Annotated in this window: 10 protein-coding genes and 1 pseudogene; 3 read left to right on the forward strand and 8 right to left on the reverse strand. The window is 75.7% G+C overall.

Features of this window, described 5'->3' with window-relative positions; translation table 11 throughout:
• The 4 genes and pseudogenes from ACFVU9_RS21085 to ACFVU9_RS21100 form a co-directional block, all read right to left on the reverse strand.
• Positions 1-1,326 (reverse strand): annotated as a pseudogene (locus ACFVU9_RS21085) (hypothetical protein); the annotation flags it as partial.
• Positions 1,327-1,381: 55 nt separating this feature from the next.
• Positions 1,382-2,383 (reverse strand): HNH endonuclease, encoded by a 1,002-nt coding sequence (locus tag ACFVU9_RS21090; RefSeq protein ID WP_380448953.1) that lies wholly within the window; start codon positions 2,381-2,383, stop codon positions 1,382-1,384.
• A gap of 86 nt (positions 2,384-2,469) precedes the next feature.
• Positions 2,470-3,621: a DegT/DnrJ/EryC1/StrS family aminotransferase gene (locus ACFVU9_RS21095; RefSeq protein ID WP_387595334.1), complete on the reverse strand. Its 1,152-nt coding sequence runs from the start codon at positions 3,619-3,621 to the stop codon at positions 2,470-2,472.
• A complete protein-coding gene (locus ACFVU9_RS21100) occupies positions 3,618-4,835 on the reverse strand; it encodes a Gfo/Idh/MocA family protein (RefSeq protein ID WP_387595337.1) in 1,218 nt (405 codons plus the stop codon). The genes ACFVU9_RS21095 and ACFVU9_RS21100 overlap by 4 nt, the downstream gene beginning before the upstream one ends.
• Before the next feature lie 381 nt (positions 4,836-5,216).
• On the opposite strand from ACFVU9_RS21100, the gene ACFVU9_RS21105 reads away from it, so the two are divergent.
• On the forward strand, positions 5,217-5,678 hold the full coding sequence (locus ACFVU9_RS21105) for a YwqJ-related putative deaminase (protein ID WP_380448959.1): 462 nt from the start codon (positions 5,217-5,219) through the stop codon (positions 5,676-5,678).
• Positions 5,679-5,712: 34 nt separating this feature from the next.
• Positions 5,713-6,309 (forward strand): SUKH-3 domain-containing protein, encoded by a 597-nt coding sequence (locus tag ACFVU9_RS21110; protein WP_380448961.1) that lies wholly within the window; start codon positions 5,713-5,715, stop codon positions 6,307-6,309.
• 69 nt (positions 6,310-6,378) lie between these two features.
• On the opposite strand, the gene ACFVU9_RS21115 is transcribed toward ACFVU9_RS21110, so the two are convergent.
• Positions 6,379-7,650, reverse strand: a complete 1,272-nt coding sequence (locus tag ACFVU9_RS21115; RefSeq protein ID WP_380444309.1) for a sensor histidine kinase — start codon at positions 7,648-7,650, stop codon at positions 6,379-6,381.
• 338 nt (positions 7,651-7,988) lie between these two features.
• Here ACFVU9_RS21115 and ppc point away from each other — a divergent pair, with 338 nt between their 5' ends.
• Positions 7,989-10,748: a phosphoenolpyruvate carboxylase gene (gene ppc, locus ACFVU9_RS21120; protein WP_380444313.1), complete on the forward strand. Its 2,760-nt coding sequence runs from the start codon at positions 7,989-7,991 to the stop codon at positions 10,746-10,748.
• Positions 10,749-10,814: 66 nt separating this feature from the next.
• Here the strand turns inward: ppc and ACFVU9_RS21125 are convergent, their stop codons facing one another.
• From ACFVU9_RS21125 to ACFVU9_RS21135, 3 genes are all read right to left on the reverse strand, one after another.
• Positions 10,815-11,801 carry a hypothetical protein gene (locus tag ACFVU9_RS21125; RefSeq protein ID WP_387595345.1) on the reverse strand — a complete coding sequence of 329 codons (987 nt, stop codon included), beginning with the start codon at positions 11,799-11,801 and terminating at the stop codon, positions 10,815-10,817.
• Complete coding sequence (locus ACFVU9_RS21130; RefSeq protein WP_380444305.1) at positions 11,791-12,312, reverse strand: SigE family RNA polymerase sigma factor; 522 nt, start codon at positions 12,310-12,312, stop codon at positions 11,791-11,793. The genes ACFVU9_RS21125 and ACFVU9_RS21130 overlap by 11 nt, the downstream gene beginning before the upstream one ends.
• Before the next feature lie 117 nt (positions 12,313-12,429).
• The gene (locus tag ACFVU9_RS21135) at positions 12,430-12,750 is read right to left on the reverse strand and encodes a hypothetical protein (protein ID WP_380444303.1); all 321 of its coding nucleotides are present in this window, start codon (positions 12,748-12,750) and stop codon (positions 12,430-12,432) included.
• Positions 12,751-12,774 lie beyond the last annotated feature (24 nt).

The raw sequence follows: 12,774 nt of genomic DNA on the forward strand, positions 1-12,774 counted from the left end.
CGGCGGGGGCGGCGGCGGTGCGGAGGCCGCGTTGCGGCCGAGCCCGCCGGACTGCGCCGCCTCGGCCGGCCCGGGGGGCGCCGCAGGCCCGGGGTGCACCGGCGCACCGGGCAGGCCGCCCAGGCCGGGGCCGCCCGGGGCCAGCATGGTCGGCGCGTACTCCACGGCCGGACCGGCCAGCGGCGCGGCGGGCGGTGCCGAGGGGGTGGCCGTCTCGGGGGCGCCGGGCAGGCCCATCAGGCCCGGGACGCCGCCCTGCGGGGCCAGCATGGTCGGTGCGTACTCCACGGCGGGACCGGCCGGTGGCACGGCGGGCGAGGCGGGCGGTGCCGCGGGGGCGGGCGTCTCCGGCGCACCGGGCAGGCCCATCAGCCCCGGCATCGCCTCCGGCGGCGCCAGCAGCGTCGGCGCGGGCTCGGCCACCGGAGGCTGCACGGGAGCAGGTGCGGGCGCGGGCGCGGATTCCGGGGTGGGCGCGGACGGTGCCGGGGGCAGGCCGGGGACGCTCCTGGGCATCAGCGCGGTCGCGGCCTCGGAGCCGGCCGGCGGGGGCGCGTCGGACGGCTCGGAGCCGAGCGTGCGCAGGCCCTCGGGCATTAGCATGGTCGCCGCCTCGGAGCCGGCCGGGGCGGGCCCCGGCGGGACCGGCGGGGCCGACTGCACCTGCGGCGGGACGGACGGCGCGTCGTGGCCGGGCGGCGGGGCGAGCATGGTCGGCGCGTCCCCGGCGGGCCGGTCGGAGACCGGCGGCGCGACGAGGACGGCCGGCGGCGGCGTCGGCGGCCCGGTCGGCGGGGCCCACGAGGCGGCCTCGGCCGGGAGGCCGGTCGCCTCGGGCGCGGACTGCTCGGCCGGCGCGGGCGCCGGGGCAGGAACGGGCGCCGGGGCCGGGGCCGCAACGGGCGCCGGAGCCTGGGCCTCGCCCAGCCGCTCCGCCTCCGCCGCGATCGCCGCCGCGCCCGCCTCCTGCAGCCACTGCGGCGGGCTGAGCAGGAAGGACGTCGCCTCGACGGGCCCGGGCGCGGGCTTCGCCGCCCCCGCCGGGTTGGCCGCGACCGGCCGCCCGTACACCTCCTCGTACTGCCGGACGACCTCGTTGACCGGCAGCGCGGGCCAGAGCGTGCTCGCGCCGGAGTCGCGGGCGATCACCAGCCGCGCCCCGCCGGTCGGGCCGCCCTCCTCCGGGGTCCCGTCCGCCGGCTGCACCGCCCAGCAGACGAAGCCCAGGTCGAACTCCCGGACCCGCACCTCGCGCTGCTGCGACCCCGGCACCCCGCCGTTGATCCACTCGTCGGCGAGCTCATGCGCCTGCGCGTACGTCACCACGCCCGGTTCACCCCTGTCCCCATCCTCGTCGTCCCCGTCGTCCCCGTCGTCCCGGTCACTCGCCCGGGACGGCCCGGGCGAACCCGCCGTCCACCATCAGCTCCGCGACCGTCTCCAGCTCGGGCGGACTGCCCGCCAGCCGCAGCAGGAACTCGTCGAAGTCCTCGCCGCAGGGCAGCAGCAGCCGCTCGACCCGGTCCTCCGGGGCCTCCGGGAGGCCGGTGTCGCGGGCGTCGTCGTACAGGTGGAACCAGACCGTGCCGATCCGGTCGCCGCGGACCTTGAGCGCGACGATGCCGCCCTGGGCGTAGGCGATGCCGAGGTAGTCCTTGGTGAGGTGGTCGCGCAGGCACTTGTTGGCGTACACGACGTCCGCCGTCCCGTACTCCTCGGTGAGGGTCAGGAACGGCTGGTCGAGCAGCATGCCCAGCTCGGTGTCGAGCGCGACGCCGACCGGGGCGCGGCCGCCGCCGAGCTTGAGGAAGCTGCGGTAGGCGCCCGGCAGCCGGTAGCCGAGGCGGTCCTCGGCGCGCTGGAGCAGGTCCTCCGGGACGCTGATCGGGTCGCTGCCGTCCAGGGCCAGCGGGAAGTGCACCGGCCGGCGCTCCTGGAGCGGGCGGGTGCCGCGCTGGCCGTGGTCGGCGCCGGAGGTGGCGAGGCCGCCGTGGTGCCGCAGCAGGGCCTTGACCTCGACCGGGACGAGCTCCATCCGGCGCCAGCCGGGGGCGGCCCGGCCTGCGACGTGGTGCCAGGTCCAGCCGGGCGGGGTCGCGACGGCGGTGTGCAGGTCGGCCCAGAGCGGGTGGCCCTCGGTGAACAGCGCGGCGTTGGCCGAGACGTAGTCGGTCAGCCGCAGCTCGTCCACGCCGAGGCCCTCCGGCGGGTCGGCGACCTCGGCCGCCGCGGCGGCGTACGGGGCGAAGTCCGGGTAGCCGTGCTCGTCCACCCGGACCCCGGCGGGGTAACGCTCCGCGCGGACCGGGTCCGGGAAGTGCACCACCTGACCTGCGTATGCCGCGTTCGGTGCGGCGGCGGCGCCGGGCCGACCTGTCGTCATCTGGGAGCCCCCACTGGCTGCTGCAAAATCGGTGCGTTTGCTGGACACCAGCGTAGGGGGTCACCCTCCTGGCCGAACCCCCGCACCTACGCGTGAGCCGTGCGCAGTGCCGCCAGCAGTGCCTCGGCCACCCGGACCTGCTGCGCCTCGGTCATCTGCGGGTAAAGCGGGAGCGTGAGCAGTTCGCGCGCGGCCCGTTCGGCGGTCGGGAAGGCGCCCTCGCGGTGGCCGAGGAAGCGGAACGCGGGCTGGAGGTGCACGGGGACGGGGTAGTGCACCCCGGCGCCGATCCCGGCGGCGTGCAGCGCGGCGAGCACCGCGTCGCGGTCCCGGCCGGGGCCGATCCGCACCGCGTACAGGTGCCAGACGTGCTCGTTGCCGGGGGCGGTGCGGGGCAGGGCGAGGCCGTCGACGCCGCCGAGCAGCGCGTCGTAGCGGGCGGCGGCGGCGCGGCGGGCGGCGTTCCAGGCGGGCAGGCGGCGGAGTTTGGCGCGCAGGACGACGGCCTGGAGGGCGTCCATCCGGGAGTTGAAGCCGAGGCGTTCGTGGGTGTACTTCTCGCGGGCACCGTGGTCGCCGATGAGCCGGACGGCGTCGGCCAGTTCGGCGTTGTCGGTGAGCACCGCGCCGGCGTCGCCGTAGCCGCCGAGGTTCTTGCCGGGGTAGAAGCTGGTGGCCGCGATCCGCCCGTACGTGCCGCGCCCGTGCTGCCGGGCGCCCTGGGACTGCGCGGCGTCCTCCACCACCGGCCGCCCGTCGGCCAGTTCGAGCAGCGGGCCCATGGGGGCGAGCTGGCCGTTGAGGTGGACGGGCAGCAGCGCGACGGCCCCGGGGAGCGCGTCGGCGGCGCGCGCGGGGTCGATCAGCAGGTGCGCCGGGTCGGCGTCGACGAGCACCGGGTGCAGTCCGGCCCGCAGGACGGCCTCGGCGGTGGCGACGAAGGTGTTGGCGGGCAGTACGACGCCGCCGCCGGGCGGCAGGTCGAGGGCGCGCAGGGCGAGTTCGAGGGCGTCGGTGCCGTTGGCGGCGCCGACGCAGTGCCGGGTGCCGGTGAAGCCGGCGTACTCCCGCTCGAACCCGGCCACTTCGGGGCCCTTGACGTAGCCGCCGGACGCGAGGACGCGCTCGAAGCCGGCCCGGACCTCGGCCGCGATCTCGGCGTGGGCGGCGGCCAGGTCCACCAACGGGATGCCACCGGTGCCGCCGGTGCTCCCGGCGCCCCCGGTGCGGCCGCTCACCTGACCACGACCCGCGGGGCCCTCTCGGCCCCCTCGGCCCGGTCGGCCCGGTCGGCCATCCCCACCGGAACGGTGACCCCGCCGAGTCGGAGGCTCAGCGAGGCCGCCTCCAGCAGCCGCAGCACCCGCACCCCGGCGTGCCCGTCGGTGAGCGGCGCGCGGCCCTCGACGATCGCGGCGGCGAACTCGGCCATCACGTTGCGCAGCGCCTCCTGCTCGACCAGCGCGGGCGCGACCATCTCGCCGACGCGGTAGGAGATCAGCGCCCGGTGCCGGATCGCGTCGGTGACCTCCTCGGGCGGGGTGAGGTCCACGCCCCGGTCGTGCACGGCGAGGCGGGCCTGCGGGTTGAGGTCGTCCCAGACGAGGGTGCGCCGGGAGCCGCCGATGAGCGTGGTGCGCACCTTCGTCGGGGAGAGCCAGTTGACGTGGCAGTGGGCGAGGGCGCCGTTGCTCAGCCGGACCGTCAGGTAGGCGACGCAGGCCCGCCCGGCGCCGATCGGGTCGGCGCCCTGGGCGGACACCCCGACCGGATCGACGCCGGGCGGCAGGACGAAGTCGAGGATGGCGAGGTCGTGCGGGGCGAGGTCCCACAGCACGTCCACGTCCGGCTGCACCAGCCCGAGGTTGATCCGCACCGAGTCGAAGAACTGGACGTCGCCGATCTCGCCGCCGTGCACGAGCTCGCGGATCCGGCGCACCGCCGGCGTGTAGCAGAAGGTGTGGTCGCACATCAGCACGAGCCCGCGCCGCTCGGCGAGTTCGACGAGCTCGGCGGCCCCGTCGGCGGAGGTGGTGATCGGCTTCTCGACCAGCACGTGCTTGCCGGCCTCCAGCGCGGCCCGGACGAGCCCGTGGTGCGCGGCGGCGGGCGCGGCCACCGCGACGGCCCCGACCCGCTCGTCGTCCAGCACCCGCCGGTACGAGGAGGTCGCGCCGACGGTGCTGTACTCCCCCAGCACCGTACGGGCCTTGGCCTCGTCGAGGTCGCACAGCCAGTGCAGCCGCAGCGCCGGGGTGTGCTGGGCGTTGCGGACCAGCTTGGGGCCCCAGTAGCCGGCGCCGACCACGGCGATGCCGACCGGCCGGGCGGGCACCGGCCGGAGCGGTTCGCCCGGGGTGGGCACGTGCCCGCCGGGCGCCTCGTTGGCGTCCTCGGCCCCGTCCGGTCCGCCGTCGCGCCCCCCGTCCCGTCCCGACGTCGGAGAAGTCATCGCACGAGCCCCCTCGCTCCGGCACCGGGCAGGCGCACCCCGGCGGCCCCAACGGTCGGCGCGGGCACCGGATCCGGGCCGCCGCCGGGCGTCCCGGGCGGGCGGCCGCGTCCCCTTCGGCTCGCTGCCGGAACGGTACCGGCAGCCGCCGGGGCACCGGGGCGGTTTCGGTGGATCGACGGACAAGTCGTGACGGCTGCGTGCGGATTGAGCCAGTGTTCCATCGGGAGCGCGTCCTGAACCCGCCGGGTCCCGGCGCCCGTTCGCGCACCCCCGCACCCCGGTTGTACGGATGTCGGTGTCGTTTGACAGGCTTGCCCCAGGACTGGACCGACCAGTCCGGACCGTCAGCGGAGACCCTGCGGATACGGAGGCAGACGCATGACCACCGGTGAGCCGGCGGGCCCGCCCGTGCTGCGCCACCTCCGCGACAGCCTGCTGCCCGCCGTCGCCGCCGCGCTGTCGCTCAAGGGCGGCGAGGTGCACACCCTGGCCGGGGACAAGTCCGCCCGGCGCCCGGTCCTGCACCCGCTGGTCCGCGAGTTCCTGGACGGCCTGCCGGTCGAGCTGCGCGAGCGCTTCACCGGCCGCTGCCCGGAGGCGGTGCTGCTGTCGCAGTACCTGGCCACGGTGGACGGCAAGCGCTCCAAGCGCGCCGCCCGCAAGGCGATGAGCCTGCACGAGGCCCGCAAGGCGCTCAAGGGCTCCCGGATGACCACCGTCCGGATCCGCGAGGAGGACGACCCGGCGCACGGCACCCACGCGCCGCCGTGCCGCTCGTGCGTCCCGATGCTGGAGCATTTCACCGTGCAGAGCGTCGCGGTCGGGCCGCCCGCCCGCTGACCGCCGGCCCGCGCCGACGCCCTCCGTCGGTGCGGTGCCGCGTCCCTGCCGCCGTCCTGTCCCCGAACCACCGGAGCCCGTCCTGAATCCGCCCAGCCCGCCCCCGCCCCCGCCGGCCACCCTGGCCGCGGCCTCCCCCGGGCGGACCCGCCCGCGCTTCCCCGCCGACGTCGCCGCCGAGCTCAAGGCGGCCGGCTGGCACCCCGGCCGCTGGGAGATCCGGCGGGCCGAGGAGTGGGCCGACACCCTGGTGGGGCACGGCGAGCCGGCCGGCGTGCCGCACGCGGTGTTCCCGGCGGCGGTGGAGGCCTGGGCCGAGTTCGGCGGCCTCGCCTTCGACCTGTCCGGCGCGGGCCGCCAACTGGCCCGCACCCCGTTCCTGATCGACCCGATGTGCGGGCTGCACCAGCCCCGCACCCTGGCCGACCTCGGCCGCGCGCTCGGCAGCAAGGTCGCGCCGCTCGGCGAGGAGGCGTACGGACAGGCACTGTTGGCGGTCGACGAGGAGGGCCGCGTCTACAGCCTGGATCACACGGGAGAGTGGTTCCTCGGCCACGGGATCGACCAGGCGATCACGATGCTGATCCTCGGCACCGCCCCGGAACGGCTGCGCACCGCGGACGAGTACTAGGAACGAGCACCCCCAGCGCGGACGGGCACCGCCACCGCGGACGGGCACCGCCACCGCGGACGGGCGCCGCTACCGCAGCGGTTCGGCGCGGACGGCCAGCCGGGAGGGCAGCACCGCCTCGACCCGGAACCCGCCGTCCGCCTCCGGCCCGGCCGAGAAGGTGCCGCCGAGCGCGATCACCCGCTCGCGCATCCCGACCAGCCCGTTGCCCCCGCTCGGCAGCTTCGCCGCGCCGTGCTCGCCGCCCGGGCAGGCGTTGACGACGCTGACCCGGACCCCGTTCGGCGCGTACGCGAGCAGGACGGACACGTCGGCGCCGCCGGCGTGCTTGTGCGCGTTGGTCAGGCCCTCCTGGACCACGCGGTACGCGGTCTGCTCGGCCTCGCCGGTGAACTGCTGCCGGCTGCCGCTGACCGTCAGGGTGACCGCCATCCCGGCCGCCCGGGACTGGTCGACCAGCCGCGGCAGCGCGGCCAGCGAGTCCGGTTCGGCCGGGCGCTCGTCGTCCATCCGCAGCACGCCGAGGATCTCGCGCAGCTCGTTGAGCGCCTGCCGGCCGACCTCGCCCATCAGCTTGGCGCTCTGCGCGGCCTTCTGCGGGTCCTTCGCGGCGATCCGCTCCAGGGCCCCCGCGTGCACCACCATCAGCGAGACCCGGTGCGCGACCACGTCGTGCATCTCGCGGGCGATCCGCGTGCGCTCCTCCAGCCGGGCCCGCCGGGCGCGTTCCTGGGCCTGTTCGGCCAGCAGGTCGAGCTCGGTCTCCAGACCGTGCGCACGGTCCTTGAGCGACTCGATGAGCCGCCGCCGCGCGCCCACGTAGAGGCCGGTCACCACCGGCGGGACGGTCAGGCCGACCGCCACCAGGACGGCCACCAGCACCTGGACCCAGAGCGGCGTCGGGTCCGGGGGGCCGTCGCCACCGGGCAGGAGCATCGACACCAGCATGACGGTGACGGCCTCGGCGAAGGCCAGCGCCGACAGCGCGACCACCCGGCGGCGCCGCGAGGGCCACTCCCACGTCTCGGCCAGCGTGTACAGGGCCACCACGAGCAGCACGACGCCGAGCATCCCGGGCATCGCCACCAGCGTCACCAGCACCGGCACGGCCGGCCAGCGCCGGCGCAGCACCAGCGAGCCGCCCGCCAGCGCGCCGAGCACGGCGATGCCGGCCGCGCCGGCGGCGCTCAGGTGCGCGCGCGCGGAGAGGAAGGCGATGGTGCTGAGCGAGCACTCCACCGCGGCCAGCAGCGCCAGCCCGATGTCGAGGAATGCGCTGCGCGGTCGTTCCCACCACCAGAACGACCGGACCGGCGCGCGCTCCCCAGGCGACTTGCTCATGCCTGACAGCCTAAGGTGCAACCCCGTTCCCTCCCCACCGGGATGGCACCGGTAACTTCCCCAGACCTTCAAGTGGTCCAGACCACATGGCGGCCGCGGTGATCCTGTCCGCCATCCGGCCACCTCGCGGACACCGACCTCCCCGACACCTATGCTGGTCGCGTCGGACAGCGCGGTCCGCACGCGTCACACCTGCCACACGCGGGCGGACCTGTGACGATGAGCCGTTGCCGAACCCCACCACCACAGGGAGCCCAGCCGTGACCGCTCCGGTCCCCAACCCGGCGGACAGCCCCACCTCCGTCGCCGCCGCCGGCCCAGACGCAGACAACGCGGCCCTGCGCGCGGACATCCGCCGCCTCGGCGACCTGCTCGGCGAAACGCTGGTCCGTCAGGAGGGCCCCCAGCTACTGGGCCTGGTCGAACAGGTCCGCCTGCTCAGCCGCACGGACGGCGAGGCCACCGCCGAACTCCTCTCCGGCATCGACCTGGATACCGCGGCGAAGCTCGTCCGCGCCTTCTCCACCTACTTCCACCTCGCCAACGTCACCGAGCAGGTGCACCGCGGCCGGGAGTTCGCCACCCGCCGCGCCCGGGAGGGCTCGCTGCTCGCGCAGACCGCCGACCAGCTCGCCGACGCCGACCCCAAGCACCTCCAGGACACCCTGGCCCACCTCGCGGTCCGGCCGGTCTTCACCGCGCACCCCACCGAGGCCGCCCGGCGCAGCGTCCTCAACAAGCTCCGCCGGATCGGCGAACTCCTCGAACGCATCCACCGCGAGCAGCTCAGCTCCGGCCTCGCCGCCGCCGACCCGGCCACCACCCCCGACCGGGCCGCCACGCGCCGCACCTCCCTGCAGCGCTCCGCCGACCGCCGCCTGGCCGAGGTCATCGACCTGCTCTGGCAGACCGACGAGCTGCGCATCGCCCGCCCCGAGCCCACCGACGAGGCCCGCAACGCCGTCTACTACCTGGACGAGCTCTACCGCGAGGCCGTCCCCGAGGTGCTGGAGGAGCTGCAGGAGGAGCTCGCCCGGGTCGGCCTCAGCCTGCCCGACGGCGTCCGCCCGCTCACCTTCGGCACCTGGATCGGCGGCGACCGCGACGGCAACCCCAACGTCACCCCGCAGGTCACCTGGGACGTCCTCAACCTCCAGCACGAGTACGGCATCAAGGACGCGCTCGCCGCGATCGACGACCTGCGCAACACGCTCTCCACCTCCGAGCGCCTGGCCGGCGCCTCGGCCGAGCTCCTCGCCTCGCTCAACACCGACCTGCACCTGCTCCCCGAACTCAGCCCGCGCTACAAGCGGATGAACGCCGAGGAGCCCTACCGCCTCAAGGCCACCTGCATCCGGCTCAAGCTGGAGAACACCCGCGAGCGCCTGGCCGGCGGCACCCCGCACGTCGAGGGCCGCGACTACCTCGGCACCCGCGAACTCGTCGCCGACCTGCGCCTGATCCAGGAGTCGCTGCGCGCCCACCGCGGCGAACTCATCGCCGACGGCCGCCTCGCCCGCGCGATCCGCACCATCGAGGCCTTCGGCCTCCAGCTCGCCACCATGGACGTCCGCGAGCACGCCGAGGCCCACCACCACGCGCTCGGCCAGCTCTTCGACCGCCTCGGCGAGGAGGCCTGGCGCTACGCCGACATGCCCCGCGAGTACCGCCAGCGGCTGCTCGCCAAGGAGCTCCGCTCGCGCCGCCCGCTCGCCCCCACCCCGGCCCCGCTGGACGAGGCCGGCACCAAGACCCTCGGCGTCTTCAACACCATCCGCCAGGGCTTCGAGCGCTTCGGCGACGAGATCGTCGAGAGCTACATCATCTCCATGTGCCAGGGCGCCGACGACGTCTTCGCCGCCACCGTCCTGGCCCGCGAGGCGGGCCTGATCGACCTGCACGCCGGCATCGCCAAGATCGGCATCGTGCCGCTCCTGGAGACCACCGACGAGCTCCAGCAGGCCGACCGCATCCTCGACGAGATGCTCTCCGACCCCTCCTACCGGCTGCTCGTCTCGCTGCGCGGCGACGTCCAGGAGGTCATGCTCGGCTACTCCGACTCCTCCAAGTTCGGCGGCATCACCACCTCCCAGTGGGAGATCCACCGCGCCCAGCGCCGGCTGCGCGACGTCGCCCACCGCTACGGCATCCGGCTGCGCCTGTTCCACGGCCGCGGCGGCACCGTCGGCCGCGGCGGCGGCCCCTCGCACGAGGCCATCCTGGCCCAGCCGTGGGGCACCCTGGAGGGCGAGATCAAGGTCACCGAGCAGGGCGAGGTCATCTCCGACAAGTACCTGCTGCCCTCCCTCGCCCGGGAGAACCTCGAACTGACGATCTCCGCGACGCTCTCCGCCTCCGCGCTGCACACCGCCCCGCGCCAGGCCCCCGAGGAGCTGGCCCGCTGGGACGCCGCGATGGACCGGGTGTCCGAGGCCGCCCACACCGCCTACCGCGCCCTGGTCGAGCAGGAGGACCTGCCGAAGTACTTCTTCGCCTCGACCCCGGTCGACCAGCTCGCCTCCCTGCACCTGGGCTCCCGCCCCTCCCGCCGCCCCGACTCCGGCGCCGGCCTGGACGGACTGCGCGCCATCCCGTGGGTGTTCGGCTGGACCCAGTCCCGCCAGATCGTCCCCGGCTGGTACGGCGTCGGCTCCGGCCTCGCCGCCGCCCGCGAGGCCGGCCTCGGCGACGTGCTGGACGAGATGCACGGGCAGTGGCACTTCTTCCGCAACTTCCTGTCCAACGTCGCCATGACGCTGGCCAAGACCGACCTGCGGATCGCCCGCCACTACGTCGAGCAGCTGGTGCCGGCCGACCTCCAGCACGTCTTCGACCAGATCGTCGCCGAGCACGAGCTCACCCTGCGCGAGGTGCTGCGGCTCACCGGCGAGGGCGAACTGCTGGAGCACAACCCGGTGCTGAAGCAGACCTTCACCGTCCGCGACGCCTACCTCGACCCGATCTCCTACCTCCAGGTCGCCCTGCTGCGCCGCCAGCGCGAGGAGGTCACGGCCGGACGCCAGGAGGACCCGCTGCGCGCCCGCGCGCTCCTGCTGACCGTCAACGGCATCGCCGCCGGCCTGCGCAACACCGGCTGACGGCAGACGCGTCGAAGGGGCCGGTGTCCACCCCCGTCGGACACCGGCCCCTTCGTCTGCGCTCCTCTAGCGGACCTCGGCCACCTTGGAGCCGTACTTCGCCTTGATCTGCGCCCCGGCGGACTCCCACTGCGGAGTGTCGACCACCACCCCGGAGCCGTCGTTGGCGACCTGCACGAACTCCAGCTGCACGCCCTTGTCCTTCCAGTAGGCGCGGTCACCGTCGATCCGGTCCTGGAGCTCCCGCAGTTCGGCGTACGAGCCGACCGCGGCGGTGAACTGCAGCTTGACGGTGGGCCAGTCGGCCAGTGCTCGCGTCACGGCGTCGTCCAGGGCGCCGTCGCCCGGGACGCGCATCACGTAGAGGGTGTTCAGGCCGGGGTCGCGGCAGACGCCGAAGTAGTGGTCCGCGTAGCTCTCCGTCCCCACCTTGTCGACGGCCTCGCTCGCGCGCGCGAGGTCGAGCTGCAGCAGCTGGGCCGACGACAGCGTCGACGGCGAGCCCGTCGACGGCAGGCCCGACCGCGGGGTGAACGACGGCGGCGTGAACGACGGCGGCGTGAACGACGGCGGGGTGAACGGGGGCGGGGTGAACGGGGGCGGGGTGAACGGGGGCGGGGTGAGCGACGGCGAAACCGGCGGCGTCGTCGACGTCGGCGTGATCCTCGGCGGGCCCGTCGGCAGGTCGGTCGGGTGCCAGTGCTGGCCCGGCGTCCGCAGCGAGGACGGCCCCGCGTCGCACCCGAAGACCATCCGCCCCTTGCCGGAGTTCCGCCCGGCCGACGGCGACGCCGCCCCTCCCGTCGGCGCCCCGGCCGGCCCTCCGCCCACGCGCTCGTCCGAGGCCGTCCCCCCGCCGCCCAGCTGCGTCAGCGCCCCCGCGCCGACGGCCAGCACCGCGACCGCCGTCACGCCCCGCACCGCGCCCTGCTGCCGTGCCCGCCGCCGCCCGGCCGCCTTGAGCGCGGCCAGCGGCGGGCTGCCGCCGACCGCCGACGCCCGCAGCCCGAGCCGGCGGGCCAGCTCCTCCTCGAACCCGTCCTCAGCGCTCACGTCCCACCAACTCCTTAGCCGGTTCCAGTTCCTGCCGAAGCGTCCTGACCGCCCGCGCCAGGTGGGTCTTGGCCGTCGCCACCGTGCAGCCCAGCTCCTCCGCCACCTGCGCCACCGGCAGGTCGAGGTAGTACCGCAGCACCACCGCCGCGCGCTGGCGCCGCGGCAGCGCCCCCAGGGCCGCCGCCAACTCCTCGTCCCGCTCGGCCTCCTGGGCCGCCGGCCCGTCCGGCAGAGCGGAGGTCAGCACCTCGCGCCTGGTCCGGCGCCACCGCGAGACGTGCGTGCGGATCATCGTCCGGCGCACGTACCCCTCCGTCGCCGCCGGCTCCCGGATGGCCGACCGCTTGGCGTACACCCGCGCCAACGCGTCGTGCAGCAGGTCCCGGGCGTCGTGGACGTCGCCGGTGATCAGGAAGGCACCGCGCAGCAGCGCCTGGTACCGCGCCGCGACGAACTCGTCGAACGGGTCCCCGTCGACGCCCCCCGGGCTCATCGATTCGCGCTTCATACCCACAGGACGCCCCGCCCGCCGGAAACGGATGACAAGCCGGCGCCCGGGATTCCGGGCACGCGAAAGGGCCGGGGTCCACGTGCGTGGACCCCGGCCCGTGAGCCGTTCTTCCCCCTACTCGGGCGATCCGCCGGCGCGGTGGCGCTTGAGCCACAGCGCGGCACCGCCGGCCACGACCACCAGGCCGCCGCCGACCGCCAGCAGCCCGGCGTCCGGCCCGACCGAATCGCCGAGCACCGGCGCGAACTGCGCGGCCGCCGGCTCCGGCGACGCCGCCTGGTCGGGCTCCGCCACCGGATCGGCGTGTGCCACGCCGCTGGACAGCAGCATCCCCGCCGCCCCCAGCGCACCGGCCGTGCCGATCCGCCGGCCGAACCGCCGCAACCGCATCACCCGGATCCGCCGCAGTCGGCGGACCGGACGCAATCTCCGCATCGAGCTACTCCCCAGGACCCGTTC

Source organism: Kitasatospora sp. NPDC057936 (genome assembly GCF_042887525.1).
GTDB lineage: Bacteria > Actinomycetota > Actinomycetes > Streptomycetales > Streptomycetaceae > Kitasatospora.